23 protein-coding genes and 1 riboswitch are annotated in these 26,645 nt (G+C 65.1%); of the genes, 11 read left to right on the forward strand and 12 right to left on the reverse strand.

The window, feature by feature from the left end; all coding sequences use genetic code 11:
* Positions 1 to 3 precede the first annotated feature (3 nt).
* The 4 genes from AC1RMG_RS03420 to AC1RMG_RS03435 are packed head-to-tail and all read left to right on the forward strand — an operon-like array spanning position 4 to position 4,637.
* Positions 4 to 1,053, forward strand: coding sequence for a branched-chain amino acid ABC transporter permease (locus tag AC1RMG_RS03420; RefSeq protein ID WP_493168343.1), 1,050 nt, complete (start codon positions 4 to 6; stop codon positions 1,051 to 1,053).
* A 28-nt stretch (positions 1,054 to 1,081) separates the two neighbouring features.
* Positions 1,082 to 2,416 (forward strand): ABC transporter substrate-binding protein, encoded by a 1,335-nt coding sequence (locus AC1RMG_RS03425; RefSeq protein ID WP_493168344.1) that lies wholly within the window; start codon positions 1,082 to 1,084, stop codon positions 2,414 to 2,416.
* 3 nt (positions 2,417 to 2,419) lie between these two features.
* Entirely contained in the window at positions 2,420 to 3,187 is a 768-nt protein-coding gene (locus tag AC1RMG_RS03430; RefSeq protein WP_015635334.1) for an ABC transporter ATP-binding protein, read from the forward strand.
* 13 nt (positions 3,188 to 3,200) lie between these two features.
* Entirely contained in the window at positions 3,201 to 4,637 is a 1,437-nt protein-coding gene (locus tag AC1RMG_RS03435; RefSeq protein WP_262214770.1) for an FAD/NAD(P)-binding protein, read from the forward strand.
* A 56-nt stretch (positions 4,638 to 4,693) separates the two neighbouring features.
* Here the strand turns inward: AC1RMG_RS03435 and AC1RMG_RS03440 are convergent, their stop codons facing one another.
* The 6 genes from AC1RMG_RS03440 to AC1RMG_RS03465 form a co-directional block, all read right to left on the reverse strand.
* Positions 4,694 to 5,800, reverse strand: coding sequence for a Gfo/Idh/MocA family protein (locus tag AC1RMG_RS03440; protein WP_011060921.1), 1,107 nt, complete (start codon positions 5,798 to 5,800; stop codon positions 4,694 to 4,696).
* A 231-nt stretch (positions 5,801 to 6,031) separates the two neighbouring features.
* Positions 6,032 to 6,799, reverse strand: coding sequence for an SDR family oxidoreductase (locus AC1RMG_RS03445; protein WP_011060922.1), 768 nt, complete (start codon positions 6,797 to 6,799; stop codon positions 6,032 to 6,034).
* Positions 6,800 to 6,838: 39 nt separating this feature from the next.
* A complete protein-coding gene (locus tag AC1RMG_RS03450; RefSeq protein ID WP_011060923.1) occupies positions 6,839 to 7,906 on the reverse strand; it encodes a phosphotransferase family protein in 1,068 nt (355 codons plus the stop codon).
* Positions 7,907 to 8,153: 247 nt separating this feature from the next.
* Entirely contained in the window at positions 8,154 to 9,104 is a 951-nt protein-coding gene (locus AC1RMG_RS03455; RefSeq protein WP_493168347.1) for a 2-hydroxyacid dehydrogenase, read from the reverse strand.
* Between the two features lie 17 nt (positions 9,105 to 9,121).
* Positions 9,122 to 9,517, reverse strand: a complete 396-nt coding sequence (locus tag AC1RMG_RS03460; protein WP_019094301.1) for a VOC family protein — start codon at positions 9,515 to 9,517, stop codon at positions 9,122 to 9,124.
* Between the two features lie 134 nt (positions 9,518 to 9,651).
* Complete coding sequence (locus AC1RMG_RS03465) at positions 9,652 to 10,191, reverse strand: cysteine hydrolase family protein (protein ID WP_019094302.1); 540 nt, start codon at positions 10,189 to 10,191, stop codon at positions 9,652 to 9,654.
* Between the two features lie 492 nt (positions 10,192 to 10,683).
* On the opposite strand from AC1RMG_RS03465, the gene AC1RMG_RS03470 reads away from it, so the two are divergent.
* Both AC1RMG_RS03470 and AC1RMG_RS03475 read left to right on the forward strand, forming a co-directional pair.
* Positions 10,684 to 11,964 (forward strand): serine/threonine transporter, encoded by a 1,281-nt coding sequence (locus tag AC1RMG_RS03470; protein ID WP_011060927.1) that lies wholly within the window; start codon positions 10,684 to 10,686, stop codon positions 11,962 to 11,964.
* 319 nt (positions 11,965 to 12,283) lie between these two features.
* The gene (locus AC1RMG_RS03475; RefSeq protein WP_265578222.1) at positions 12,284 to 13,957 is read left to right on the forward strand and encodes a SulP family inorganic anion transporter; all 1,674 of its coding nucleotides are present in this window, start codon (positions 12,284 to 12,286) and stop codon (positions 13,955 to 13,957) included.
* A 54-nt stretch (positions 13,958 to 14,011) separates the two neighbouring features.
* Here AC1RMG_RS03475 and acnB read toward each other — a convergent pair whose 3' ends face one another.
* Positions 14,012 to 16,621: a bifunctional aconitate hydratase 2/2-methylisocitrate dehydratase gene (gene acnB / locus AC1RMG_RS03480; RefSeq protein ID WP_019094305.1), complete on the reverse strand. Its 2,610-nt coding sequence runs from the start codon at positions 16,619 to 16,621 to the stop codon at positions 14,012 to 14,014.
* A gap of 409 nt (positions 16,622 to 17,030) precedes the next feature.
* Here acnB and AC1RMG_RS03485 point away from each other — a divergent pair, with 409 nt between their 5' ends.
* Entirely contained in the window at positions 17,031 to 17,498 is a 468-nt protein-coding gene (locus AC1RMG_RS03485; protein ID WP_368994981.1) for a DUF1289 domain-containing protein, read from the forward strand.
* A gap of 320 nt (positions 17,499 to 17,818) precedes the next feature.
* Here AC1RMG_RS03485 and AC1RMG_RS03490 read toward each other — a convergent pair whose 3' ends face one another.
* Positions 17,819 to 18,682 carry a universal stress protein gene (locus AC1RMG_RS03490; protein ID WP_011060931.1) on the reverse strand — a complete coding sequence of 288 codons (864 nt, stop codon included), beginning with the start codon at positions 18,680 to 18,682 and terminating at the stop codon, positions 17,819 to 17,821.
* A gap of 289 nt (positions 18,683 to 18,971) precedes the next feature.
* Here AC1RMG_RS03490 and AC1RMG_RS03495 point away from each other — a divergent pair, with 289 nt between their 5' ends.
* From AC1RMG_RS03495 to AC1RMG_RS03505, 3 genes are all read left to right on the forward strand, one after another.
* The gene (locus tag AC1RMG_RS03495) at positions 18,972 to 19,577 is read left to right on the forward strand and encodes a MiaE family protein (protein ID WP_011060932.1); all 606 of its coding nucleotides are present in this window, start codon (positions 18,972 to 18,974) and stop codon (positions 19,575 to 19,577) included.
* Between the two features lie 171 nt (positions 19,578 to 19,748).
* Positions 19,749 to 20,459 carry a winged helix-turn-helix domain-containing protein gene (locus AC1RMG_RS03500; protein ID WP_011060933.1) on the forward strand — a complete coding sequence of 237 codons (711 nt, stop codon included), beginning with the start codon at positions 19,749 to 19,751 and terminating at the stop codon, positions 20,457 to 20,459.
* Positions 20,460 to 21,749 carry an ATP-binding protein gene (locus AC1RMG_RS03505; protein WP_011060934.1) on the forward strand — a complete coding sequence of 430 codons (1,290 nt, stop codon included), beginning with the start codon at positions 20,460 to 20,462 and terminating at the stop codon, positions 21,747 to 21,749.
* Positions 21,750 to 21,816: 67 nt separating this feature from the next.
* On the opposite strand, the gene AC1RMG_RS03510 is transcribed toward AC1RMG_RS03505, so the two are convergent.
* From AC1RMG_RS03510 to AC1RMG_RS03520, 3 genes are all read right to left on the reverse strand, one after another.
* On the reverse strand, positions 21,817 to 22,617 hold the full coding sequence (locus tag AC1RMG_RS03510; RefSeq protein ID WP_065363846.1) for a MipA/OmpV family protein: 801 nt from the start codon (positions 22,615 to 22,617) through the stop codon (positions 21,817 to 21,819).
* 6 nt (positions 22,618 to 22,623) lie between these two features.
* Entirely contained in the window at positions 22,624 to 24,435 is a 1,812-nt protein-coding gene (locus AC1RMG_RS03515) for a serine hydrolase domain-containing protein (protein ID WP_493168351.1), read from the reverse strand.
* Positions 24,436 to 24,543: 108 nt separating this feature from the next.
* Positions 24,544 to 25,032 (reverse strand): GFA family protein, encoded by a 489-nt coding sequence (locus AC1RMG_RS03520; RefSeq protein WP_011060937.1) that lies wholly within the window; start codon positions 25,030 to 25,032, stop codon positions 24,544 to 24,546.
* 110 nt (positions 25,033 to 25,142) lie between these two features.
* A riboswitch (yybP-ykoY riboswitch) is annotated at positions 25,143 to 25,303 on the forward strand.
* Between the two features lie 10 nt (positions 25,304 to 25,313).
* Here AC1RMG_RS03520 and mntP point away from each other — a divergent pair.
* Positions 25,314 to 25,886, forward strand: coding sequence for a manganese efflux pump MntP (mntP, locus tag AC1RMG_RS03525; protein ID WP_019093782.1), 573 nt, complete (start codon positions 25,314 to 25,316; stop codon positions 25,884 to 25,886).
* A gap of 75 nt (positions 25,887 to 25,961) precedes the next feature.
* Here mntP and AC1RMG_RS03530 read toward each other — a convergent pair whose 3' ends face one another.
* On the reverse strand, positions 25,962 to 26,528 hold the full coding sequence (locus AC1RMG_RS03530) for a GNAT family N-acetyltransferase (protein ID WP_011060939.1): 567 nt from the start codon (positions 26,526 to 26,528) through the stop codon (positions 25,962 to 25,964).
* Positions 26,529 to 26,645 lie beyond the last annotated feature (117 nt).

Below are 26,645 nucleotides of genomic sequence, written 5' to 3' on the forward strand. Positions count from 1 at the left end.
TTGATGTCCCTTCTTCTGACGCGGCAAACCGCCCCCTTGCTGATGGTCCAGCGCCGCCTGCCCTGGGGCCTGGCCGGCCTGTTGCTGCTGGCCTTCGGCGTGGTGCCGGTGCTGGGCAACGACTATTGGCTCAACGCGATCCTGATTCCGTTCCTGGTGCTGTCCCTGGCCGGGCTCGGGCTCAACCTGCTGACCGGCTACACCGGCCAGACCTCGGTGGGCGCCGCCGGCTTCATGGCCGTGGGGGCCTTTGCCACCTACGGTATTCTGCTGCGCCTGCCGCAGCTGGGGCTGCCCCTGGCCCTGCTCGGCGGCGGCCTGATCAGCGCCCTGGTGGGCTGGCTGTTCGGCCTGCCCAGCTCGCGGATCAAGGGTTTCTACCTGATGGTCAGCACCCTGGCGGCGCAGTTCTTCCTGGAGTGGCTGTTCGTCAAGTTTCCCTGGTTCTACAACTACGGTTCCTCGGGCACCATTTCGGCGCCGCAGTTGAGCCTGCTGGGCCATGACCTGAACCACCCCCAGGGGCGCTACCTGCTGACCCTGGTGACGGTGCTGCTGTTGACCTGGGTCGCGCAGAACCTGGTGCACAGCCAGGTCGGGCGCAACTGGATGGCGATCCGCGACATGGACACCGCCGCCGCGGTGATCGGCATCCCGGTGGCCCGCTACAAACGCCAGGCGTTTGCCGTCAGCTCGTTCTACCTGGGCATCGCCGGTGCGCTGTGGGCCTTCGCCTACCTGGGTACCGCCAGCGCCAGCAGCTTCGATATCAATCGTTCGTTCCAGATCCTCTTCATCATCATTATCGGCGGCATGGGCAGCGTGGCCGGCAACTTCGTCGGCGCGGCCTTCATCAGCCTGTTGCCGATTCTCCTCAGCCATGCCGGGCAGGCACTGCTGGGCGGGGCGGTGGACGCCGGGCAGTTGCAGAACCTGCAGAAAATCATTTTCGGCGTGCTGATCATCCTGTTCCTGATCAAGGAACCCGAGGGCCTGATCCGCTTGCTGGGCAACTTGCGCGAGCGCCTGCGGCACTGGCCGCTGCGCTTCTGAATTCCTCCTCCCAGAACAGAGAGACAACATGCGTGCATCCTTGAAAGCTTCCCTGGCCGGCGCGGCGTTGCTGCTGGCGGCGGCCGTTGCCCCGGCAGCCCAGGCCGGGCCGGACCAGCAGTTCTTCCCCCTGGTCACCTACCGCGTCGGCGCCTATGCCTCCAGCGGGGTGCAGGTGTGGGCCGGGATGATCGACTACCTGAACTACATCAACCAGGTGGAGGGCGGCATCAACGGGGTCAAGCTGGTGTGGCAGGAGTGCGAGACCGAATGGACCGCCGAGAAGGGCATCGAGTGCTACGAGCGCTTCAAGAACGGCCTGGATGGCGCACCGGTAGCGGTCTACCAGCCCAACGGCGCACCGGCGGCCTATGCCCTGAGTGAGCGTGCCGAGGTGGACAAAATCCCGCTGATCACCCTGGGCTACGGCCGCACCGAAGCCACCGACGGCACGGTGTTCCCCTACAACTTCCCGGTGATGCTGACCTTCTACAGCGAGGCCTCGACCCTGGTGAACTACATCGCCCAGCGCGAGGGCGGGTTCGACCGGCTCAAGGGCAAGAAGATCGCCACGCTTTATCACGACTCCGCCTATGGCCGGGAAACCCTCGGGCCACTCAAGCTGCTGGCCGAGAAGTACGGTTTCGAGAACATCCAGATCCCGGTGGCCGACCCGGGCAACGAGCAGTCGGCGCAATGGCGGCAGATCCGCCAGCAGAACCCGGACTGGGTGTTCCTGCGCACCTGGGGCGTGTCCACCCCGGTGGCGGTGAAGACCGCCGCGCGCTTCGGCTTCCCGGTGGACCACATCATCGGCGATATCTGGGCCAGCTCCAGCGAAGACGTGCTGCCGGCCGGCGCCGCGGCCAAGGGCTACCTGGCGCTGACGCCCTACCCGGCGGGCAGTGACTTCGAGATCCACAAGCGCCTGAAGCAGTACATCCTCGATACCGGCAAGAGCGACCTCAAGGACCTGAAGAATTTCGGCAGCGTGTACTACAACTCCGGCCTGGTGAACGCGGCGGTGGCGGTGGAGGCGATCCGGACCGCCCAGGGCAAGTTCGGCAAGCGCCCGCTCAATGGCGAGGAAGGGCGCTGGGGCCTGGAACACCTGAACATCGACGACGCCCGGCTCAAGGACATGGGTTACCTGGGGCTGATGCAGAACCTCAAGCTGTCCTGCCGCGATCACGAAGGCGGCGGCGCGGCCCGGGTGCAGCAATGGGACGGCGCCAACTGGACCCTGATCAGCGAGTGGATTGCCGCCGACCGCGCGCTGCTACGGCCGCTGATCGACGAAAAGGCCGCGGCCTTTGCCAAGGAGAAGCGCCTGGTGCCCCGTACATGCAACGAGGCTGACTGAACCATGAGCCACAGCGCCACGGCCGCGACGGCCGAGACCTTGCTGCAGGTACAGGACATCGAGGTGATCTACGACGGCGTGATCCTGGCGCTGGCCGGGGTATCTTTGAGCGTGCCCCGGGGGGCCATCGTCGCCTTGCTGGGGGCCAATGGCGCCGGCAAGAGCACCACCCTCAAGGCCATTTCCGGGCTGGTGCGGGCCGAGCGTGCCGAGCTCAGCCGCGGCGCCATCGCCTTTGCCGGGCAGGACCTGGCCGGGGTCGACCCCAGCCAGCGGGTGCGCCAGGGCATGGTGCATGTGCTGGAAGGGCGCCACGTCTTCCCCCAGTTGACGGTGGAAGACAACCTGCGCGCCGGCGGCTTTGTCCGTGGCCTGGGCCGGCGCCAGCTGGAACAGGACCTGGAGCGTATCTACAGCTGGTTTCCGCGGCTGCTGACCAAGCGCCGGGTGCGCGCCGGGCTGACCTCCGGTGGCGAGCAGCAGATGCTGGCCATCGGCCGGGCGTTGATGACTCGTCCTACTTTGGTACTGCTGGATGAACCGTCCATGGGCCTTGCGCCTATTATCGTCCAGGAGATTTTCCAGATCGTCGCCCAGCTCAATCGCGAGGCGGGGGTGAGCTTTCTGATCGCCGAGCAAAGCATTAATCTGGCGCTCAAGTACGCTTCCCATGCCTACCTGCTGGACACCGGCCGCGTGGCCTTGTCCGGCAGCGCCGAGCAACTGCTGGCCCGGGGCGACCTGCAGGATTTCTACCTGGGCAAACACTGACCGTGAGCATTCCATGAGCCAAACCCACACCGGACAGGCAACCCCTGCCACCCGTGATGCGCCAATCCTGATCGTCGGCGGCGGCCTCAGCGGCGCCTTGCTGGCCGCCCAGTTGCTGCGCCTGCCGGGCCAGCGACGGATCCTGGTCATAGAACCGCGCAGCGAGCTGGGGCGCGGCGAGGCCTACAGCGCCGTGGAGCTGGGGCACACCCTCAATGGCAACGCCGCGCGCATGAGCGTCGACCCGGACAACGCCGACGACCTGACCCAATGGCTGGCCCGCCACATTGCCGAGGGCGGCTGGCCCGAGTCGGACCGCCAGCATGTGCCGGTCAGCGAACTGTTTCCACCCCGCGGGCTGTTTGGTGTCTACGTCCAGCAGCGCCTGGCCGAGGCCCAGGTGCAGGGCCGGGCGCAGGGCTCCTCGTTGAGCCATGTGCAGGGCGAGGCGGTGGACCTGGAAACCGGCCCTGACGGCGTGCTGCTGACCCTGGCCGATGGCCGGCAACTGCCCGGCGCGGTGGCGGTGCTGGCCACCGGCATGTTCCCGGCGGCGCGTACCCCGCAGACCCGTTCCAGCGGCCTGAATGCCGCGGCGCTGGACCCCTGGGATGTGGCCGCCATGGCCCGCCTCGATCCCCGGGCGACGGTGCTGATCATCGGTTCCGGGCTGACCATGGTGGACGCCGTGGTGTCCCTGGAGCAGGCCGGGCATCGTGGGCCGATCGAGGTGTTTTCCCGGCATGGGCTGCTGCCGCACGTGCGCCGCCAGCCCCCGGCCTGGGAAGACTTTCTCGGCGCCGACCCGAGCATCCGCAGCCCTCGGCAACTGCTGCGGGCGCTGCGCCGGCAATGCCGCGCGGCCGAGGCCCAGGGCATCGACTGGCAGGCCCCGCTGGACACGGTGCGGGTGCATATAGGGCGCCTGTGGAGCCAGGCCAGCGAGGTGCACAAACGCCAGTTCGTGCGCCATGTACGGCCCTGGTGGGAAAGCCATCACCATCGCTCGCCGCCCCTGAGCGCCGAGCTGGTGGCGCGCCTGCATGAAGAAGGGCGGTTGCGGATTCATGCCGCTTGCTACCAGGGCCTGGAGCCGGGCGACGAAGGCCGGCTGGCGATCCGCCTGCGCTACCGCGGCAGCCAGGACAGCGTGCGCATGGCGGGCGATGCCCTGATCAACTCCAGCGGCATCGAATACGACTGGCGCCGGGTGGCGCGGCCCTTGCCGCGCCAGCTGCTGGCCCGCGGCCTGGTGACACCCGGGCCTTTGGCCCTGGGCATCAGCGCCGCACCCGATGGTGCCGTGCACAACGCCCAGGGCCAGGCCTGCGAGCGCCTGTTCGCCATGGGGCCGCCCCTGCGCGGCCTGTGGTGGGAAAGCACCGCCGTCACCGACGTCGCCCTGCAGGCCAAGGCCCTGGCCGCGCGCCTGGCCAACCACCAACCGTAGGCGCTGGCTTGCCAGCGAAGGCGCCCGCAAGATCGCCTTCGCCGGCAAGTCGGCTCCTACAGTGCCACCCAGCGCTGTTCGGCGGCGGCAGTGCGGATCGCCGCGGCCAGGCGCTCCACTTCCCAGGCTTCAGCGAAATCCGTGCCGTCCCGGCCCTGGCCGCACAGGGCCATGATCAATTCGTGAACTTCCAGGGTCTTGAGTTCGTTGTAGCCCAGCTGGTGCCCCGGGGCCGGGCTGAAGGCCGCGTAGCCGGGCAGGGCGGGCCCGGCCAGCAGACGCTGGAAACCCTTCTGGCCGACCCGGTACAGGCGCAGTTCGTTGAGACGTTCCTGGTCGAACGCCAGGGTGCCGAGGGTGCCGCTGATCTCGAAGCTCAGGTGGTTCTTGTAACCATGCTTGATCCAGCTGCTGCTCAGCGTGCCCCGCGCGCCATTGGCAAAGCGCAGCAGGGCATGGGCCTGGTCATCCACGGCGATGGCGCGGCGTTCCTGGCTGCCGGCTTCGGTGGGGCGTTGCAGGTGCACGGTCTGGGTATCGGCGCACACCGCCTGCACCGGCCCCATGAGAAAGCGTGCCATGGCCAGCAGGTGGCTGCCCAGGTCCGCCAGGGCGCCGCCGGCGTGCTGCGGCTCGCAACGCCAGGACCAGGGGGCATCCGGGTCGGCCATGAAGTCTTCGCTGAACTCGCCCTGGAAACTCACCAGTTGCCCCAGTTCGCCGTTGCCGATCATGTCCCTGGCCTGGGCGATCACCGGGTTGTGCTGGTAGTTGTAGCCCACCCGGGTCACCACCCCGGCGGCCTGGGCCGCGTGGTGCATCTGCCGGGCCTGTTCGACGCTGACCGCCAGGGGCTTTTCGCAGTACACCGCCTTGCCTGCGGCCAGCGCCGCCATGGCCATGGGGAAGTGCAGGTGGTTGGGAGTGGTGATGGCCACCAGGTTGACCCGGGGGTTGGCCACCAGGGCCTGCCAGTCGGCATGGGCCTGGGCAAAGCCCCAGGCGCCGGCGCAGTGTTCGCCGCGCTGGGCGTCGGCGTCGGCCAGGGCCGCCAGGTGCAGGCGTACCGGCAATTCGAAGACCGCGCCGGCACTGCGAAACGCCAGGGCGTGGGCACGCCCCATGAAACCGGTGCCGATCAAACCAATGCCGAGCTCGTCCATAACCGCACCTGCAGAATTATTGTTCTAGGGAGGGCTAGTTATGGAATAAATATTCTTTAATTACAATTGGTGGAATTAAAATTTTGAAAGACGCCTGTAGGAGCCGGCTCGCCGGCGAAAAGGGCCGCCTGAGTTGCGCCGGGCTCAAGGCCCTCTTCGCTGGCAAGCCAGCTCCTGCGGGAAATGAAAAAGGCAGCCCGGAGGCTGCCTTTTTTGTGGTGCAAGCGGGCCTCAGGAGAGGAAGCCGCCGTCCACATTGAGCGAGACACCCGTGGTGTAGCTGGAGGCGTCGCTGGCCAGGTAGAGCACCGCGCCGGCCATTTCGCTGGGGTCGGCTACGCGCTTGAGGGGGATCTGCGCCAGGGCGGTCTTGAGTATGGCGTCGTTCTTGACCAGGGCCGAGGCGAACTTGGTGTCGGTCAGGCCCGGCAGCAGGGCGTTGCAGCGGATGCCGAACTGCGCGCATTCCTTGGCGAAGACCTTGGTCATGTTGATCACCGCAGCCTTGGTCACCGAGTAGATGCCCTGGAAGATCCCCGGCGAGATGCCGTTGATCGAGGCCACGTTGATGATGCTGCCGCCGCCGTTTTCGCGCATCAGCTTGCCGGCTTCCACCGACATGAAGAAGTAGCCGCGGATGTTGACGTCGACGGTCTTCTGGAAGGCCCCCAGGTCAGTGTCCAGGACGTTGCAGAACTGCGGATTGGTCGCGGCGTTGTTGACCAGGATGTCCAGGCGCCCGAACTGTTCGCGGATGCCGGCGAAGACTTGGCTGATCTGCTCCATTTCACCGATGTGGCAGGCAATGGCGGTGGCCTTGCCGCCGGCGGCGATGATCGCGTCGGCCACGTGCTGGCAACCTTCGAGCTTGCGGCTCGACACGATGACATGGGCGCCTTGCTGGGCCAGCAACTTGGCAATGGCCTCACCGATGCCGCGGCTGGCGCCGGAGACGAATGCGATCTTGCCGTCGAGGTCGAACAACTGAGTCTTGGACATGGTTTTTCCTTGTTTTGGCTGTCGAGCGCCGGGGCGCGGTCAGAGGCTGGATTTGTGAATGACCTGCAGGCTCATCTGCTCCAGCAGTTTGTTCATGTGAATGAACTGCGCGAAGCGTTTGTCCTGGGTCTGGCCATGGTAGAAGCGGTAGTAGATCTGCTGCACGATGCCGGCCAGGCGGAACAGGCCGTAGGTGTAGTAGAAGTCGAAGTTGCCGATTTCGATTCCCGCGCGCTCGGCGTAGTAGTCGACGAACTGCTGGCGGGTGAGCATGCCCGGGGCGTTGCTCGGCTGGCGGCGCATCAGTTGCACCGGCGCCGGGTCGCCGGCCTCGATCCAGTAGGCCAGGGTGTTGCCCAGGTCCATCAGCGGGTCGCCCAGGGTGGTCAGCTCCCAGTCCAGCACGCCGATGATCTGCATCGGGTTCTGTGGGTCGAGGATCACGTTGTCGAAGCGGTAGTCGTTGTGCACGATGCTAGAGGTCGGGTGGTCGGCGGGCATCTTCTCGTTGAGCCAGGCCTTGACCTTTTCCCAGTGCGGCGCGTCCGGGGTCAGGGCCTTCTCGTAGCGGTCGCTCCAGCCCTTGATCTGGCGCTGCACATAGCCTTCGGGCTTGCCCAGGTCACCCAGGCCGCAGGCGCTGTAGTCGACCCGGTGCAGCTCGACGAAACGATCGATGAAGCTCTTGCACAGGGCCTCGGTCTGGCCGGCATCCAGGCCCAGCTCCGGCGGCAGGTCGGAGCGCAGGATGATGCCCTTGACCCGTTCCATGACATAGAACTCGGCACCGATCACCGACTCGTCGGTGCAGTGCACGTAGGCCTTGGGGCAGTAGGGGAAACCGTCCTTGAGCTGGTTGAGAATGCGGAACTCGCGGCCCATGTCGTGGGCCGACTTGGCCTTGTGGCCGAAGGGCGGGCGACGCAGGACAAACTCCTGCCCGGGGTATTCCAGCAGGTAGGTGAGGTTCGAGGCACCGCCCGGGAACTGGCTGATCTGCGGCGTACCGCTCAGGCCGGGAATGTGCGCCTTGAGGTACGGGTCGATCAGGTTGGCATCGAGTTCCTCGCCGGAGCGAGTGCGGGTGGACTGGTCTGTAAGCGCCATGCTTATCCCTTCTGCTTATTCTGGAGGCCAGAGATTATTGGCTAATCTAATGCGCCTACCGGCCCCTCACAATCGCGGCGGGCCTTTATAGGTGCGCGTGTTGCCGGACAATCATTGCTTTTGATACAAGCGTTTGAATTTAGCCCCGTGTGTCTACGACCCGATGAGACCAAGCCGGCTCCTACACCAGTCATGCAGGCACAGAGGTTGTCCGCCCCACGAGCATAGGCGTTGACTCGGGGCTGGGTCAGTTCGGTGCCGGCAGGGCCAGCGGGGTCAGCAGTGGCCGGCCTTCGAAGTGGGCCAGCAGGTTCTGGCCGACCATCGCCACGGTATCGCGGCTGGCCTGGGGCGAAAGGCCGGCGACGTGAGGGGTCAGCACCACATTGTCCAGGCCCTTGAAACCGTCCGGTACTTGGGGTTCGTCATCGAACACATCCAGGGCCGCGCCGGCAATCCGCCGCTGCTGCAGGGCCTGCAGCAGGGCGTTGGTGTCCACCACGCTGGCCCGGGCGATGTTCACCAGGAAACCTTCGGGGCCAAGGGCTTCCAGCACCGGCTGGTCCACCAGGTGCCGGGTGTCGGCGCCGCCCGGGGTGGCGATCACCAGGACGTCCGAGTCCCGGGCCAGTTCCACCAGGGTCGGGCAGAAGCGGTAGGGCAGCTCGGGGCGTGGCTGGCGGCTGTGGTAGCTCACCGGCATGTCGAAACCCAGGGCGCAGCGCCGGGCGATGGCCTGGCCCACGGCGCCGAGGCCGAGCACCCCCAGGCGCATGCCGGCCAGGGACGGGCGCAGCACCTTCGGCCAGTGTCCCTGGCGTACCGCGGCGTCGGACTGGGGAATGCCGCGCACCAGAGACAGCAACAGGGCCAGGGCATGATCGGCCACGGACGAGGCGTTGACCCCGGCGCCATTGGTTACCGCGATCCCGCGATTGCTCGCCGCTTGCAGGTCCACTTGCTCATAGCCGGCGCCGATCACGCAGATGATCTGCAATCGGGGCAGGGCGGCGATTTCCGCCGCGCTCAGCCCCAGGGGGCCACGGGTCAGCACCGCATCGATCTGCCCGGCGTGGTCCCGGATCGCCTGGGCCCGGGTCTGTGGGGTGGGTGCCAGGATCAGCCTGAAACCCAGGTCTTCGAGGTGCGGCAGGTAGGCGTTGACGTTTTCAACCAGGACCAGAACGGTGGCGCGCATGGCGGACTCCTCGTGGGTTAGCGGGGCAGGGGTTGGCGCAATTGAAAGATGTTGCCTTCCGGGTCGATGCCGTCGCAGGCCCGGGCGTCCTTGAATTGCCATTCGCGCTCGGCCTCGTACACCCGGCCACCGGCCTTGGCAGCGCGCTGTCGGGCCCGGGCCAGGTCGTCTACCTGGAACAGCGGCTTGCAGGCGCAATCGCTGCGGGGCAGCGGCGGTTCCTGGAGGACGATGCGCGCAGCAATCGCTGGCGGCACCTGGACCAGGGTCAGCTCGAAGCCCTGGTGGGCCAGTTGCTGGTAGTCGGCTTGCTGTTCGGTGATGGGCCAGCCCAGCAGTTCGGCATAGAAGCGGGCGAGGGAAGGTGGATCAAGGCTGTAGAGGAGGCAGCCGGCGATCGTCGTGGCGCTCATGGAGGGTTCCATACGGGCAGGGGCGAAGGCTCAAGGGTGCGGGTTGCGAGGGATTTTGGCAATGCTCGCCGGCACCGTTCCCGGGGGAATCACGCCATGTTCGGCGTGCCCGGGGCGGTGTGGGAACGATGGGGTCAGAAGGTTACGTCGGCGGTCGTGGCCAGGCGCACGAAGGGGCCGTTCAGGGTGGCGTTATGGTGGGCGATGATGGTTCTTGCCCCGATCAGCGGCGTGTCCATGCAGGTATGGGCGTCCTCCACCAGCACGGCGGCAAAGCCCAGGTCGCCGGCGGCGCGGCAGGTGGTATCGACGCAGTACTGGGTCTTCATGCCGGCGATCACCAGTTCATTGACCTGAGCCTCCTGCAGGCGCTCGGCCAGCCCGGTGCCGACAAAGCAACTGGGGCGCGTCTTGTCCAGTACGCAGTCCAGCTCTTCATCTACTTCCAGGGTCGGCAGCAGTTGCCAGAAGGGGCTGCCAGCGGCAATCGGGGATTCGGCGGGGCCGGTATGGCGCACGGCGAAGATCGGCGCCCCGGCCTGGCGGGCGCGGCGGATCAGTTGGTTGATGTTTTCCAGGACCTGCTCGCGCTTGTAGGGCTTGTCCGGTCCATTGAACAACCCGACCTGCATGTCGATTACCAGCAGGGCACGCTTGGCGTTGGATAAAGGCATCTTGTCTCTCCTTGTAGTGCCAGCTGGACGGAGAAACAAAAGGCCCCGTCCATTGCTGGCGGGGCCTTGGTTCTACTGTGCTTGTGTCATCCCGCACAGCCACCACACGACCCGCCGGAGGCAGTCGTGGTGGTGGAGGTAGGGTTCAGCGCGTAGATATTCATGGGGTCCGATCATGCCGCCTGCCCGTGAGGCTTGTCAACGCGGCCCGCTAGGGGCCGGCTTGCCGGCGAATGGCGTCTTCAGGCGGGCAACTTCGCTGGCAAGCCAGCTCCTGCGGAACCCGGATTGAGCGGGAGAGGGCCGGGCCAGACGCTTTCCCATCAAACGAAAAAATACCTGCAGCGCATAAACCGTTCCTCAGCTGAGTCTATGCAGCGCCCTTGGAATCCCGGACAATCGCGCCCCCTCTTTTCGCTCGGGCACTGCCTGTCGGGTACTCCGATACGCCCGGGTGAATGGCAAACGACCGGAATGTGGAGATCCCACCGGATGAATGATCAGGCCAACAGCGTTGATCAACGCTTTGAAACCGCGGCCCCAGCGACCCTGACCCGCTGGAACCGCCAAGACACCACCTGGATGCTCGGCCTGTTTGGCACGGCCATCGGTGCCGGTACCCTGTTCCTGCCCATCAATGCCGGCATCGGCGGTTTCTGGCCGCTGTTGATCCTGGCGCTGCTGGCCTTCCCCATGACCTTCTATGCACACCGCGGCCTGACCCGCTTCGTGCTTTCCGGGCGTGACGGTGCGGACATCACTGACGTGGTGGAAGAGCACTTCGGGCTCACCGCCGGTGCCCTGATCACCTTGCTGTACTTTTTGGCGATCTTCCCGATCCTGCTGATCTACAGCGTGGCCCTGACCAACACCGTCGACAGCTTCATGACCAACCAACTGCACATCGCGCCGCCACCGCGGGCGATCCTGGCCCTGGTGCTGATCTTCGGCCTGCTGGTGGTGGTGCGTTGCGGCGAGCAGGTGATCGTCAAGGCCATGAGCCTGATGGTCTACCCGTTCATCGTGGCCCTGCTGTTCCTCGCGGTGTTCCTGATCCCGCACTGGAATGGCGGCATCCTCGCCACCGTCAGCGATGTCCCGGCGCCTTCGGCCTTCCTGCATACCCTGTGGCTGGCGATTCCGGTGATGGTCTTCTCGTTCAACCATTCGCCGATCATCTCGGCCTTTGCCGTGGACCAGAAGCGCCGCTATGGCGTGCACGCCGAAGAGCGCAGTTCGCAGATTCTCTCGCGTGCCCACCTGCTGATGGTGGGCATGGTGCTGTTCTTCGTCTTCAGCTGCGTACTGACCCTGAACCCGGCGCAGCTGGCCGAAGCCAAGGCGCAGAACCTGTCGATCCTGTCCTACCTGGCCAACCATTTCCAGAACCCGACCATCGCCTTCGCCGCGCCGTTGATTGCCTTCGTGGCCATCGCCAAGTCCTTCCTGGGCCACTACATCGGTGCCAGCGAAGGCCTCAAGGGCCTGATCGGCAAGAGCGGCCGGCGCCCGGGCACGAAAACCCTGGACCGCGTCACCGCCGCCTTCATGCTGGTGATCTGCTGGGCCGTGGCCACCCTCAACCCGAGCATCCTGACGATGATCGAGACCATGGGCGGCCCGGTGATCGCGGCGATCCTGTTCCTGATGCCGATGTACGCCATCCGCAAGGTGCCGGCCATGGCCCGCTACCGCGGCCAGGCTTCCAACGTCTTCGTGACCCTGGTGGGCCTGGTGGCCATTACTGCCCTGGTGTACTCCCTGGCGTCCTGACAGCCTCCCGGCGCCTTCCGGTAGGAGCCGGCTTGCCGGCGCCGCAAGCCAACTGCAAGGCGCGCGGACGCCTCCCTGGCGAACCCGCTGCTGCACACAACGCCGTCGGTACTTCACTGTACCGGCGGCGTTGTCGTTCAAGGCATTGATCAGGATTGTTTGCTGCCTTGAATAAAGGGCTAAGCTGGTGCTCTTATTGCTGCCAGGAACCCGCCCATGGCCATTCCCGCCCCTCTGGCTGCAAGCCTGCCCAAACATGTTTATTCCGTTGGGCGACACCCCCTGAATCTGGATTTTGCGTTGTCACGGATGAACCCGATTGGCCACTGAACCCCTGATCCACCCAACCGCTGCACCCAAGCGCACCCGCGACCTGCTGGCCGGCCTGTCCATTGCCGGCCTGTTGTTGCCGGAAGCCGTAGCCTATTCCAGCATCGCCGCCTTGCCGCCTCAGGCCGGGGTCATTGCCCTGTTTGCCGGGTTGCTGTGCTACGGCCTGTTGGGCACCAGCCGCTTTGCCATTGTTTCTGCCACTTCATCGTCGGCCGCAGTGCTGGCGGCGGCCACCCTGTCCCTGGCCGGTGGCGACGCCCAGCTGCGCCTGAGCCTGGCCTTTGCCCTGGTGCTGCTCACTGGGGTGTTCTTCCTCCTGGCCGGGCTGTTCCGCCTGGGCGGCGTGACCGCCTTCATTGCCAAGCCGGTGCTGCGCGGCTTTGCCTTCGGCCTGGCGTTGACCATTGTCCTCAAGCAGTTCGCCACCGTGGTCGGGGTGCACCTGAGCACCGGTAACCTGGTGCGCTTCCTGCCGCAGTTGCTGGAGCAGTGGCCGCAATGGAACTGGGCCGGCGCCGCGGTGGCGGCGGTGGCGCTGCTGGTGCTGGGGATCTGCTCGCGAATTCCCTATGTGCCCGGCGGGCTGGTGGCGGTGGTGATCGGCATTGGCGCCGGCCAGTGGTTCAACCTGCCGGCCCATGGCGTCGACCTGATCGGGGTCATCGAACTCAAGCTGGAGGTGCCGAGCCTGCCGCAACTGCCTTTTGCCGACTGGCTGCGCCTGGGGGAGCTGGCGTTCGCCCTGGTGATGATCCTGTATGCCGAATCCTATGGTTCCATCAGCTCCTTTGCCCTGAAGCATGGCGACCGGGTTTCCTCCAACCGCGACCTGCTGGCCCTGGGCGCTTCCAATCTGCTCTCGGGGCTGTTCCATGGCATGCCCGCCGGGGCCGGCTACTCGGCCACCTCCGCCAATGAAGCGGCCGGGGCGCGCTCGCGCCTGGCAGGGCTGACCGCGGCGGCGGTGATGCTGCTCATCGTGCTGACCGTGCTGCCCTATATCGCCCTGACCCCGGAGCCGGTGCTGGCGGCGATTGTCATGTACGCCCTGGGCCATGGCCTGAGCCTGCAACCCCTGGGGCGCTACTTCATCTGGCGGCGTGACCGGGTGCTGGTGATCTGCGCGGTCAGCGCGGTGCTGGTGCTGGGGGTGCTGGACGGGCTGCTGCTGTCAGTGGGCATCAGCATCCTGTTGCTGCTGCGGCAGATGTCGGCGGCGGATATCCAGATCCTCGGGCAACTGGGCAGCGGCCACGACTTTGTCGATCTCAGCCGTCATCCTCAGGCCCGACAGGTGCCCGGCGTGCTGATCCTGCGGCCGGGGGAGGCGCTGTTCTTCGCCAACGCCGAACGCATCCTTGGCGGCGCCCTGCGCCTGATCCGCCACGTGCAGGCGCCGATCCACAGCATCATCCTCAGCCTGGAGGAGTCCCCGGACCTGGACGGCACCAGCATCGAGGCCCTGGACGAGTTCTTCCGCCAGGTCAGCCTGGAGCACAAGCACCTGGCCCTGGCGCGGCTCAAGCACGAGGCCAAGGACGCCCTGGCACTGCTGCCGTCGAGCCGCGAGTACCAGGTGCTGCTCAGCGGCACCAGCGTCGACGACACGCTGCAGGAGAGCCTGCGGGGCTGGAAGGCCGGGGCTATTTCCCAGGCATAAAAAAACGCCGCGTATCGTGGAATACGCGGCGTTCCTTCTTACAACGCTACAGCCTTAGGCTTGCACCACCGGGATGTTGGCGTTGGCAGCCGCTTCACGGAACTCGGCGATCTGGTCGAAGGACAGGTAGCGGTAGATATCGGCCGCCATGCTGTCGATCTTGCCAGCGTATTCCATGTACTCCTCGACGGTCGGCAGGCGACCCAGGATCGAAGCCACCGACGCCAGCTCGGCCGAAGCCAGGTAGACGTTGGCGCCATCACCCAGACGGTTCGGGAAGTTACGGGTCGAGGTCGACACCACGGTGCTGTTCGGCTCGACGCGTGCCTGGTTACCCATGCACAGCGAGCAGCCTGGCATTTCCATGCGTGCGCCGGCCTTGCCGTAGATGCCGTAGTAGCCTTCTTCGGTCAGTTGGTGAGCGTCCATCTTGGTCGGCGGCGACAGCCACAGACGGGTTGGCAGCTGGCCCTTGACCTGATCCAGCAGTTTACCGGCAGCGCGGAAGTGACCGATGTTGGTCATGCACGAACCGATGAACACTTCGTCGATCTTCTCGCCAGCAACGCTGGACAGCAGACGGGCGTCGTCCGGGTCGTTCGGCGCGCACAGTACAGGCTCGCTGATGTCGGCCAGGTCGATTTCGATGATTTCGGCGTATTCGGCGTCGGCGTCGGCTTCCATCAACTCAGGGTTGGCGATCCAGGCTTCCATCGCTTGAGCGCGACGTTCCAGGGTACGTGCGTCACCGTAGCCTTCGCCGATCATCCAGCGCAGCAGGGTGATGTTGGACTGCAGGTACTCGGTGATCGACTCTTTCGACAGCTTGATGGTGCAACCGGCAGCCGAACGTTCGGCCGAGGCGTCGGACAGTTCGAACGCCTGCTCCAGGGTCAGGCCTTCCAGGCCTTCGATTTCCAGGATGCGGCCGGAGAAGGCGTTTTTCTTGCCTTTCTTCTCGACGGTCAGCAGGCCGTTCTGGATGGCGAAGTAAGGAATGGCATGGACCAGGTCACGCAGGGTGATGCCAGGTTTCATTTTGCCCTTGAAGCGCACCAGGATCGATTCCGGCATGTCCAGCGGCATGACGCCGGTGGCAGCGGCGAACGCCACCAGGCCGGAGCCGGCCGGGAACGAGATGCCCATCGGGAAACGGGTGTGGGAGTCACCACCGGTACCGACGGTGTCTGGCAGCAGCATGCGGTTCAGCCACGAGTGGATGATGCCGTCGCCCGGACGCAGGGAAACGCCGCCGCGGGTCATGATGAAGTCAGGCAGGGTGTGGTGGGTGGTCACGTCGATCGGCTTCGGATACGCCGCGGTGTGGCAGAAGGACTGCATCACCAGGTCAGCGGAGAAGCCCAGGCACGCCAGGTCTTTCAGTTCGTCACGGGTCATTGGACCGGTGGTGTCCTGGGAACCCACGGTGGTCATCTTCGGTTCGCAGTAGGTGCCAGGACGCACGCCTTTGCCTTCTGCCAGGCCGCAGGCCTTGCCGACCATCTTCTGCGCCAGGGTGAAGCCCTTGGTGCTTTCAACAGGGGCTTCGGGCTTCTTGAACAGGTCGAACGCAGGCAGGCCCAGTTCGGCGCGAGCCTTCTCGGTCAGGCCACGGCCGATGATCAGCGGGATACGGCCGCCGGCACGGACTTCGTCGAGCAGGACCGGGGTCTTCATTTCGAAGGTGGCCAGGACTTCGTCGGTACCGTGCTTGCAGACTTTGCCTGCGTGCGGGTACAGGTCGATCACATCGCCCATGTTCATCTTCGACACGTCGAATTCGATCGGCAGGGCGCCGGCGTCTTCCATGGTGTTGTAGAAGATCGGGGCGATCTTGCTGCCGAAGCAGAAGCCGCCGGCACGCTTGTTCGGAACATAAGGCACGTCGTCGCCGAAGAACCACAGCACCGAGTTGGTGGCCGATTTACGCGAGGAACCGGTACCGACCACGTCACCGACGTAGGCGATCGGGAAGCCTTGACCGCGCATTTCTTCGATCTGCTTCATCGGGCCGGTCTTGCCTTGCTCGTCCGGAACGATGCCGTCACGGGCCATTTTCAGCATGGCCAGGGCGTGCAGCGGGATGTCCGGGCGGGACCAGGCATCAGGAGCAGGGGAGAGGTCGTCGGTGTTGGTTTCGCCGGTGACCTTGAACACTCGCAGGCTGATCTTGTCGGCCAGTACCGGGCGGTTCTTGAACCACTCGCCGTCGGCCCAGGATTGCAGTACGCCTTGGGCGTGAACGTTGCCGTTCTTGGCTTTTTCCGCGACGTCGTGGAAGGCGTCGAACATCAGCAGGGTGTGCTTGAGTTGAGCGGCGGCCACTGGCGCCAGCTCGGCGTCGTCCAGCAGGTTCACCAGGGTCACGATGTTGTAGCCGCCCTGCATGGTGCCCAGCAGTTCAACGGCGCGCTTCTTGTCGATCAGAGGGGAGGAGGCTTCGCCTTTGGCCAGCGCGGAGAGGAAACCGGCCTTGACGTAGGCGGCTTCGTCGACTCCTGGTGGAACGCGGTTGGTGATCAGGTCAACGAGGAAAGCTTCTTCGCCAGCCGGGGGATTCTTCAGCAGCTCGACCAGGCCTGCAGTTTGTTCGGCGTTAAGCGGCTGGGGAACGATACCCAGTGCTGCACGCTCTTCGATATGTTTGCGGTAGGCTTCAAGCACAGTTATTACCCTCATCAGTGGTCCCAAATGGGTGTCCGGGACGCTCATCCCGAAATTGCCGTACTCATGCGCTGCGTGGCGTTGTGGGCCACTTAGCCAGAATTACCGACAATTCCTTACAGAAGCTGCTTTCAAAGTTTTACGCCTGCAGAACGGGGAGCTGATGAGGGTTGGCGTTGGGTTTTTCCCCGCTGGAAAAACCCCTCGCCAACACCGCTCTGAAGGAACGACTGTGCTCGTGACGCTTTGAAAACAGCTTCAAACGGACATTGGCGCCTAAAAAGGCTGGCTGATTCTACGGTAAAAAAAGCCTCAACGTAAGTTGCTGTATTGAAGTTTGAGGGGTGATCAATCTTAGACAAAGGGCTAACATTGCCCACTGTTTTGCTTTTGCGTGCGTTGTCTATCTATGCCCAATCAGACCATCAAGACCCCCTGCGTCGGCCTCTGTTCCACGGTTTACGGCGATCTGGTATGCCGTGGCTGCAAGCGTTTCCACCATGAAGTGATCAACTGGAATGGTTACAACGAGGAGGAAAAACGCGCGGTCTGGCTGCGTCTTGAGCACCTGCTGGTGCAGGTGATGGCGGCCAAGCTGGAAGTCTTCGATCCGGCGCGCCTGCGCGAGCAGCTGGAGCAGCGCAAGATCCGCTTCGTGCCCCATCAGTCCGAGTATTGCTGGGCCTACCAGCTGATTGCCCGCGGCGCGCGAGTGATCAACCAGCTCGATGCCTATGGAATGGTGCTGCTGCCGGAGTTTCGCGACTGGGCCTTGCCGGAGTTGCGCGACGCCATTGATCGGGAATTCTTCCTGCTGTCCGAAGCCCACTACCAGCGCTACATCGCCCCCGGCTTTCTCAAGGATGCCCTCGGCTGAGTGCTTCGCTACGCGAATAACTCCCACGCAAATGCCACTGTAGGAGCTGGCTTGCCAGCGAAGACGGCCGCCAGGGCGGTGCAAGGCTTGTAGGCCTCTTCGCCGGCAAGCCGGCTCCTACGGGGTGAGGTTGATCGGGCTCTGTAGGAGCTGGCTTGCCAGCGAAGACGGCCGCCAGGGCGGTGCAAGGCTTGCGGGCCTCTTTGCCGGCAAGCCGGCTCCTACGGGGTGAGGTTGATCGGGTTCTGTAGGACTGGCTTGCCAGCGAAAGCGCCGTCATGGACGGCGCAGATTACGCGATGGCGTTGCGGGGAGGGGGCTCAAGCCTTGGCCGCCAGCTCTTCCAGGTGATCCATGATGTCCGCCGGCTTGAGCACCAGCACGTCGCTGTCCAGGGAGTCGAGCACCACTTCGGCGGTGTTGCCGATCAGTGCCCCGGAAATCCCGGTGCGGGCCACGGTGCCGATGATGGTCAGCACGGCGCCAAGCTTGTGGGCCAGGTGGGGAATCAGCACATCGGCCGGGCCTTCCTCGATATGCAGGTGGGCGTCGTCGATGTCGAACTCGGCCTGGAACGCCTTGCACTGCTCGCGATAGCGCGCCTCGATGGTTTCCTTGAGCTGGAACACCGGGTCGGCGGCCGACAGCATCGGCGACGGGTGAGCGCTGATCACATGCAACTGGGCCTTGGCCAGGCTGGCGATATCGAAGCCGTGGTCGACGATACTGGCGTGCAAGGCCCGGTGCTCGCCGTCCATGTTGCCGACGTCGATGGCGGCCATCACCACGCCGCCGACCCAGGGCGTGGCGGTCTTGACCAGCAGCACCGGGGTCGGGCAGTAGCGCAGCAGTTTCCAGTCCGCCGGGGTCAGCAGGGCTTTCTTCAGCGGGGCGTCCGGCAGGTGCTGCTTGATCACTAGGCCGCAGCCCTCGGCCTGCTGCACATCGATGATGGTTTCGTGCAGGCTTTCGTTCCAGGCCTGCTCGGTGGTGACGCTGTAGCCTTCGCCGGTGAGGCTGCTCTTGAGTACGCTCAGCAGCGCCGAATGCTCGTGCTTTCTGTCGCAGACCAGCAGGTGCAGGTGGGCCTGGGTGACCCCGGCAATCAGCTTGGCGCGCTTGAGGGCAAGGCTTTCGCCGGGCGTGGGATCGATGACCACCAGGATACTGCGGATGCTTTGCATGATCGGGATCTCCAGGAAGGGATGAACGGTTAGGGTCTGTTCCCGTTTGGCCCAGCAACGCGGCTCGTCACCAAACGGGAACAGACCCTAGCGTGCACAACTATAGTTGCTGGCGCCCGGGCCGGATGTTGATGCATATCAATCGCGGCCGCTGGTGGTCTGCGGCCCGGCCGGTATAATCGCCGGCCTTTCGCTATGAAGCCTTTTGTCCCGTGAGCCTCATGTTAACGATCACTGATAGTGCTGCCTGCCGCTTTGCGGTGGTGGCTGATTGTTCGGAAATGCGCCGATGAACTTTCCTGAAATTCCCGACTTTCTTGGCTGCCGCACGCCCGACGCCTGGGTCCAGGCGGCCCTGGCCGACCAGGAAACCCTGCTGATCGACCACAAGAACTGCGAGTTCAAGGCCGCCAGCACCGCCTTGAGCCTGATCGCCAAGTACCACGCCCATGTCGACCTGATCAACATGATGTCGCGCCTGGCCCGGGAAGAGCTGGTGCACCATGAGCAGGTCCTGCGCCTGATGAAGAAACGCAAGGTCGAGCTGCGCCAGTTGCATGCCGGGCGCTATGCCTCGGGCCTGCGCAAGGTGGTGCGCAGCCACGAGCCGGTGAAGCTGGTGGACACCCTGGTGGTGGGCGCCTTTATCGAGGCCCGCAGCTGCGAGCGTTTCGAAGCCCTGGTGCCGCACCTGGACGAGGAACTGGGCAAGTTCTACTTCGGCCTGCTCAAAAGCGAGGCCCGGCACTACCAAGGCTACCTGAAGCTGGCCTATCAGTATGGCGACGCCAAGGACATCGCCCAGGTCATCGACCGGGTGCGGGCGGCGGAGCAGGAACTGATCGAGTCGCCGGATCCGGAGTTCCGTTTTCACAGTGGCGTGCCGGCCTGGTGAACGACTGCCCTTGTGTAAAAGCAGGGGCAAATTGTTAAAAACTCTTAAAAGAATGAAATATCGCGCAAAACCGCTGCAAGTCCCGGGTTTTGTGGCTTGCGTTATCCTTTCCTTAACCTCTTGCCCCCTATAATGCGCGCGCACAAATTGTGCGTTCACAGATTGGCAAATATGGAAAACCTGGGTCTTGGCAAGGTGTTGCTGGTGGAAGATGACGAGAAGCTCGCCGGGCTGATCGCGCATTTTCTGTCCCAGCACGGCTTTGAAGTGCTGACGGTCCACCGCGGCGATACCGCCCTGGCGGCATTTCTCGAATTCAAACCGAAACTGGTGGTGCTCGACCTGATGCTGCCCGGCCAGAGCGGCCTGCACGTGTGCCGGGAGATCCGCGCCGTGGCGGACACCCCCATCGTCATCCTTACCGCCAAGGAAGACGACTTGGACCACATTCTCGGCCTGGAATCCGGCGCCGATGACTACGTGATCAAGCCTATAAAACCGGCGGTGCTGCTGGCGCGCCTGCGGGCCCTGCAACGGCGCCAGGTGCCGGAAACCACCACCCTGCGCGGGGCCCTGGCATTCGGCGTGCTGAGCATCGACCGCAACAGCCGCGAGGTGCGCCTGGCGGGCGAGCCGGTGGAACTGACCACCATGGAATTCGAGCTGCTCTGGCTGCTGGCCAGCGCGCCGGGCAAGACCCTGTCCCGGGACGACATCCTCAACCGCATGCGCGGCATCGAGTTCGACGGCCTCAACCGCAGTGTCGACGTCTACATCAGCAAGCTGCGGGGCAAGCTCAAGGACAACCCGCGCGAGCCGGTGTGCATCAAGACCGTGTGGGGCAAGGGCTACCTGTTCAATCCGTTCGCCTGGGAGGTTTGAATGCTGCGTCTGTTTCTGGGGCTCTACCTGTTCCTGGCCCTGGGCTTCGCCGGGGCCATGACCGCGGTGCAACACATCTTCATCAACTACCTGGCCGCCGACCTGATCGAGTCCTACAACCGCGATGCGGTGCGCGGGCCGGCCTACAGCCTGAGCGAACAGTTGCGGCCGTTCGACGAGGCCGGGCGTCAACAGCAGCTGGAGCAGCTCAAGCCGCACTACGGGCTGCTGCTCAAACTGGTGCAGGCCGACGACCTGGACCTGAGCGTGCGCGAACAGGCCCTGCTGGATTCCAACCAGTTGGTGGTGCGCGAGGAGTTCACCGAATTCATCGGCAGCATCGACGGTGGCAAGCAACTGTTGAGCATCAAGCTGCCGGAAGACCCGCCCCTGACCCTGCTCTACAACATCGCCGCCTATGCCTTGCTCGGCGCGCTGCTGGCCATCGTCCTGTACTTCTGGGTGCGCCCGCACTGGCGCGACCTGGAGCGCCTGCGCCTGGCCGCCGAACGTTTTGGCGACAACGACCTGGGCACCCGGCTGCACCTGTCGCGGCGTTCCAACATCCGCGACCTGGCCCAGCACTTCAACCGCATGGCGGCGCGCATCGAGGGGCTGATCGCCAATCAGCGCGAGTTGACCAACGCGGTGTCCCACGAACTGCGCACGCCCATCGCCCGGCTGTCCTTCGAGCTGGACCAGTTGCAGCAACAGCCAGATCCGGATGAAAACCGCGAGTTGATCGCCGACATGTATGCCGACCTCGGCGAGCTGGAGGAAATGGTCTCCGAACTCCTCAGCTACGCCAGCCTGGAACATGGCGCGGCCACCATCAACCGGGAAAACATCCAGGCCCAGAGCTGGCTCGACAGCGTGGTCGGCAGCGTGGCCCTGGAGGCCGAGGCAGCCGGGGTGCAACTGCTGATCCGTTCCTGCCAGGTGGAGTACGTGCGCATCGAACCGCGCTTCATGGCCCGGGCAGTGATCAACCTGCTGCGCAACGCCATCCGCTACGCCGACCGCCGGGTCGAGGTGTCCCTGGTGCGCCTGGAGCATGGCTACGAAGTGCGGGTCAACGATGATGGTCCCGGGGTGCCGGTGGATGGCCGGGAGAAGATCTTCGAGCCGTTTTCCCGCCTCGACGCCAGCCGTGACCGGCGTACCGGCGGTTTCGGCCTGGGCCTGGCGCTGGTGCGGCGGGTCTCGCAATGGCACGGCGGCAAGGTCGAAGTGGCGGATTCGGAGTGGGGCGGTGCCTCGTTCCGCATGACCTGGGCCCACCTCGACTGAGGTTCGCGCGCAGCCCTGAACCTGCGCAGCAACGCGGCCCGTGATCACGGGCCGCGCGTTCCCTTTCTTAGAAGCTGTACTCAAGTTGAGTGGCGATGCTGGTCTGCATGCGCCGGTCGACGATCGGGCTGTCGCCGGCTTCCTTGCTCAGGTACTTCATCGACAGCAGGGTCGAGATCTTGGTCTGCTCATTGAGGGGCAGGGTCCAGGCCAGGTCGGCGCCGCTGCTGACCCGTCCACCCTTGGCCCGGTAGGCGCCGAAGCGGCTGTGGGCCGCCTGGGTGTCGCTCACCCCGTACCAGGTCTGCATGTAGTCGGCGTTGCCGAACAGGCTGTTGAGGCTGGCATCCAGGCTGCCGAAGCGGCCCTGGTAGAGGTTGCTGCCAATGCTCAGTTCCAGTGCGCTGTAGGCCGAGCCGGTGTCGCGGTTGTCGTTCTTCTTCACCGCGTGGGTCAGGGTGGCGCCCAGTTCGAACGGCCCCAGGTCATAGCCCAGGTGCGCGCCGAACTGTGCCCGGGTCTTTATTTCGCCCATGCCCTTGAGGCGCTTGGAGCCCTGGCCCAGGTGGTTCTTGTCGCGCCGTGATTCGCTCGGGCCGACCCAGGTACTGAACGACAGGTCGCCCCATTCGTTGCCCCAGCCCAGGCCCTGGTCGGTATTGAGGAACACGCCCCAGGGGCTGATGATCTCGCCGCCGAGAATCGGCGCCAGGGCGCGTTCGTCACTGCCGCTGTAGCGCGGCACGCTGGCCACCCCGGCGTGCACGCCGTACTTCCAGTCTTCGGCGTGCAGCGTGCCGCAGACCGTGCTCAGGCCCAGGGTGCCGGCCCACAAGGCGGCGGTGGTGGAGTGTTTCAGGGTTTTCATGAAGGGTCAGAACCTCAGGTGGTTGGCGTTATAGGTGCGTTTGAATGAGTAGCCCAGGACGTTCACCCCGTTGACCTGGCGGCGCACGGTGTCGCCCAGGCCCGGGCCGTTGCCGGCGATCACCGCGTGGGCGTTGTCCACCGGGGCGAGGATGTAGTCGGTGAGGGGACGGCCTCGCTGCAGGCTGCGGATCATCAGGAAGCCATCCTCCAGGGCGATGTCCATGCCGTTGATGGGCGGTTCGCCGGGGGCGTCGCTCAGAGCCTGGTAGGTGCCGACCGTGGCCAGCCAGTTGTCCGTCAGGGGCACCGGTTCGATCCGTTCTCCCACCGCCAGCAACTGGCCGTGGCTCTTGGCGGTGAACACCCGATGGCCCTGGACCTGCATCACGTCCAGTTGCAGCTGCCCCAGCGGGCCCAGGTCCTGGGGCCAGAGCCCGAGGCGCTTCTTGCGCACCCTTAGCCAGCCCTGTTCGTCCCGCAGCAGTTCGTAGCGCTCGCCGGCCAGCTCGGCGTACAGGCGCTGGTGCTGGTCGCGGATCCGCAGCACACCCCAGCGGGTGGCATAGAAGCCCGCCAGGTGCCGGCGATCCGCCGCTTGCGGAACCCGACGTTGCTGGGCCTGGGGGGGCGTGGCCGGTTGCGGTGGCGGTGGCGGGGTGCCGTGGGCCTGCAGCAGCATGCGCAGTACCTGGGGCACCAGGGGCTGGGCCAGGGCCTCGCCGCTGTCGGAATTGCTCATCACGATCACCGCCAGCTGCTGCTCGGCCAGCACGCTGATCCGGGCATGAAAGCCCTCGCCGAAACCGCTTTGCTGCCAGGTGCGCATATCTGGCCGGACCCATTCCTCGCCGCAGGGCGACAGGAACCAGCCAAGGCCTACCTGGCAGTCGAAATCCAGCGGGTTGCCGGCGTTCTGCGTGCGCACCATTTCGTCGATGGATGCCGCCGAGAGCAGTTGGCGGTCCTGGTACCGGCCCTGGGCGAACAGCATGCGCACATAGCGGCTCAGGTCCCGCGGGCTGCTCCACAGGCCCTGGGCGGAAAGGTCGCGGACCAGCGCATCGCTGCTGACACCGTCTTCATAGCCTTTTGCCCGGTAGGGCTGGGCGCGGCTGTCCCCGACAAAGCTCGACTGGCTCATGCCCAGTGGGCGCAGCAGGCTCTTCTGCAACTGCTGTTCGAAATCCACGCCGCTGCTGCGCTCCACCGCTGCCCCGAGCAGGGCATAACCGAGGTTGGAGTAGGCGGTCTGGGTTCCCGGAGCGTTGCTCAGCCACAGCCCGCTGAGCTTTCCCGGCAGTTCGTCGAGGGCGTTGGGGGTGCGTGCGTCGCGCAGGTATTCGCTGGGAATGCCGCCCTGGTGGCTGAGCAGGCGGCGCAGAGTCACGGCCCGGTCGGCGGCGTTCTGGTCCTCGTGGAAGCGCGAGCGGACGTAGAACTCCCTGAGGGTGTCCTGCAGCGGCGCGTCCAGTTGCAGGCGCCCTTGTTCCACCAGTTGCATCACCGCCGTGGCAGTCAGCAATTGCGACAGGGCACCGGCGCGAAACGCGGTGTTTTCGGTCACTTGCAGGCCCCGGGCCTGGTCGGCGAAGCCAAAGCCCCGGGCCCAGATCAGTTGCTGGCCGTCCACCAGGGCTATGGATAGCCCGGGCACCTGATGTTCGGCCATCTGTTGCGGGATGTACTGCTTCAGGTAGCCGATGATGCTGGCGTAATCGCCGGGCGCGATGGGCGGCGGCGCTGGAGGCTGGCCGTTGCAGCCGAGGTTGCTCAAGAGCAGGCCCACCAGCGGCAGGCCGAGAAGTTTGCGGGACATGCAGCACCCGAGGGCCAATTGGATCAGCGGATGCTAGGGAAGGGGGGCGTGGCAGTCTTTGACAGCTTTGTCGGGAAACTGTCAAAGACTGTTAAGACCCGGTTGCGCTCAGGCCTCCAGCCCCAGGCGCTGGTGCCACTGGGCAATCGATTCCTCGGGGTATTCGGCGAACTGCAGGTCGTGCGCCCCGGCATCGACCTCGACCCAGGGCGCCCTGGAGTCGAGCATCAGGTGGGTGTGTTGCGGCGGCACAGGCAACGGGGTGTCGATGGCCGAGGCAAAAGGGTGGATCAGCTCCGGCCATTGCGGGCTGAACAGCCACAGCCCGGAGCCGCAGCGCCCGCAGAAGTGCCGTTCGGCGCTGCTGCTGTGGGCCCGGGCGGCACCGGCGGGCTTGAGCCGGGCATGGTAGATGACGATGTGCTTGCGTCCACGTACCTTGAGGCTGGCCGCATCGCCCCCCAGGTTGATGGCGTAGCCGCCACCGCCCTGGGTCTTGCGGCAGATCGAGCAGTAGCAGCGCTGGTAGGGATAGGGATGGCGGCTGGACAGGCTGAAGTGCACGGCGCCGCAATGGCAGGAGCCCTGGAGTTGCATGGGGTACCTCCACGAATCAACGGGTGGATTGCACAGGCTAGCCGCTGTGCGAGCAGCTGTCGTGGCGCGGTGCCGATGAAATTTTCACATGTGGCCGGCTAAGCTGCGCGCCTCTTTGGGGAGTAACCTGCCACCGCGCCCTGCGGTGGCGCCCGTATCAACATTCTCGGCAACCTGCCGTGGTACGGGCACCGTTTCGGTTGGTGAGACCATCGACATACCTGCGCTGAAGTCGGGCGCGTGGGCATGTCGTGGACTCAAGCCCGACCGGAAGACTCAACGTGAACCCAGCCTCGATCATCTTTCTCGCCTTCGCCATGTCCACCGATGCCTTCGCCGCCGCGGTGGGCAAGGGTTCGGCCATGCTCAAGCCGCGCCTGCTGGAAGCTTTGCGCATCGGCCTGATCTTCGGCGTCATTGAAGCCATCACCCCGGTGGTGGGCTGGTTCATCGGCCAGGCCGCGACTCAATGGGTGGCCAACTGGGACCACTGGATCGCCTTCAGCCTGCTGCTGTTGCTGGGCCTGCACATGATCTACAACGGCACCCGCCAGCAGGCTGAGGCCGAGGAAGAAAAACCGCGCCAGCACGGCTTCTGGCTGCTGGCGGTGACCGGCCTGGCCACCAGCATCGATGCCCTGGCGGTGGGGGTGGGGCTGGCGTTCGTCAACGTCAACATCTGGGTCGCGGCCAGCGCCATCGGCCTGGCCACCATGACCATGGTCACCCTGGGAGTGATGCTGGGCCGCGCCATTGGCACGGTGATGGGCCAGCGCGCCGAAGTGCTGGGCGGGGTGGTGCTGATCATCGTCGGCTCGGGAATTCTCTACGAGCACCTGTCGGCTGTGGCTTGACTTCAGTATCGGCGGCGGGGCGGTTCTGCGGGCAATGCGGCCGCGCCTCGGGCCGAGGCGCGGAGCGCTCTGGCATTACAGCGCCAGGCTGTGGATCACCTGGGTGGCGTCATCGGGGTCGATGGCGCTGCGCATGCCCAGCTGTTTTGCCAGGCGGCGCATGCTGTAGTTGGCGGCGGAATCCACCGAGTACATCTGCTGGAAACCGTTGTTGCGGGCTTCGTCGATCAGGTGCTGCATCAATAGCGCGCCGAGGCCCTTGCCTTGCCACTCATCGGCGATGGTCACGGCGAACTCGCAATGCGAGGGCTGCTCGTCGACCTGGGCGTAGCGGCTGATCCCCACTTCCCGCAGTTCGCCGTTGTCGTGGACCAGGGCCACATAAGCCACCCGCTGCGGCGTGCCGACATCCATCAGTTGATTGAGCAGTTGCTCGCCCACTTCCTTGATCTCACCGAGAAAGCGCTGGTGCCGGGTGGCCGGGGAGAGGTTTTCGATAAAGGCCTTTTCCCGCTCCCGGTCCTGGGGCCGCAGCGGGCGGATCAGCACATGGCTGCCGTCGTTCAGGGCGTCGATCCAGTATTGGCCTTGCTGCGCCGGGAACGGCGGGTGGGCGAGGGTATCGAGAGCGGTGCTGGGCATGGTCAAGTCTCCGCGGAGCCAAAGGGCGGGCTGCGCACACAGCCCTGATTGGCTTCAGGTTTACTCCGCTGGCGAGGCGGGCACTTGATCGGCATCAATGTCTCTGCTTGCGCTGCC

Source organism: Pseudomonas sp. GW822-FHT04H02, assembly GCF_058800645.1.

Bases quoted from the DNA above. Each gene is read 5' to 3' on its own strand.
- AC1RMG_RS03420 (WP_493168343.1), top strand. From the start codon at position 4: ATGTCCCTTCTTCTGACGCGGCAAACCGCCCCCTTGCTGATGGTCCAG.
- AC1RMG_RS03425 (WP_493168344.1), top strand. From the start codon at position 1,082: ATGCGTGCATCCTTGAAAGCTTCCCTGGCCGGCGCGGCGTTGCTGCTG.
- AC1RMG_RS03430 (WP_015635334.1), top strand. From the start codon at position 2,420: ATGAGCCACAGCGCCACGGCCGCGACGGCCGAGACCTTGCTGCAGGTA.
- AC1RMG_RS03435 (WP_262214770.1), top strand. From the start codon at position 3,201: ATGAGCCAAACCCACACCGGACAGGCAACCCCTGCCACCCGTGATGCG.
- AC1RMG_RS03440 (WP_011060921.1), bottom strand. From the start codon at position 5,800: ATGGACGAGCTCGGCATTGGTTTGATCGGCACCGGTTTCATGGGGCGT.
- AC1RMG_RS03445 (WP_011060922.1), bottom strand. From the start codon at position 6,799: ATGTCCAAGACTCAGTTGTTCGACCTCGACGGCAAGATCGCATTCGTC.
- AC1RMG_RS03450 (WP_011060923.1), bottom strand. From the start codon at position 7,906: ATGGCGCTTACAGACCAGTCCACCCGCACTCGCTCCGGCGAGGAACTC.
- AC1RMG_RS03455 (WP_493168347.1), bottom strand. From the start codon at position 9,104: ATGCGCGCCACCGTTCTGGTCCTGGTTGAAAACGTCAACGCCTACCTG.
- AC1RMG_RS03460 (WP_019094301.1), bottom strand. From the start codon at position 9,517: ATGAGCGCCACGACGATCGCCGGCTGCCTCCTCTACAGCCTTGATCCA.
- AC1RMG_RS03465 (WP_019094302.1), bottom strand. From the start codon at position 10,191: ATGCCTTTATCCAACGCCAAGCGTGCCCTGCTGGTAATCGACATGCAG.
- AC1RMG_RS03470 (WP_011060927.1), top strand. From the start codon at position 10,684: ATGAATGATCAGGCCAACAGCGTTGATCAACGCTTTGAAACCGCGGCC.
- AC1RMG_RS03485 (WP_368994981.1), top strand. From the start codon at position 17,031: ATGCCCAATCAGACCATCAAGACCCCCTGCGTCGGCCTCTGTTCCACG.
- AC1RMG_RS03490 (WP_011060931.1), bottom strand. From the start codon at position 18,682: ATGCAAAGCATCCGCAGTATCCTGGTGGTCATCGATCCCACGCCCGGC.
- AC1RMG_RS03495 (WP_011060932.1), top strand. From the start codon at position 18,972: ATGAACTTTCCTGAAATTCCCGACTTTCTTGGCTGCCGCACGCCCGAC.
- AC1RMG_RS03500 (WP_011060933.1), top strand. From the start codon at position 19,749: ATGGAAAACCTGGGTCTTGGCAAGGTGTTGCTGGTGGAAGATGACGAG.
- AC1RMG_RS03505 (WP_011060934.1), top strand. From the start codon at position 20,460: ATGCTGCGTCTGTTTCTGGGGCTCTACCTGTTCCTGGCCCTGGGCTTC.
- AC1RMG_RS03510 (WP_065363846.1), bottom strand. From the start codon at position 22,617: ATGAAAACCCTGAAACACTCCACCACCGCCGCCTTGTGGGCCGGCACC.
- AC1RMG_RS03515 (WP_493168351.1), bottom strand. From the start codon at position 24,435: ATGTCCCGCAAACTTCTCGGCCTGCCGCTGGTGGGCCTGCTCTTGAGC.
- AC1RMG_RS03520 (WP_011060937.1), bottom strand. From the start codon at position 25,032: ATGCAACTCCAGGGCTCCTGCCATTGCGGCGCCGTGCACTTCAGCCTG.
- AC1RMG_RS03530 (WP_011060939.1), bottom strand. From the start codon at position 26,528: ATGCCCAGCACCGCTCTCGATACCCTCGCCCACCCGCCGTTCCCGGCG.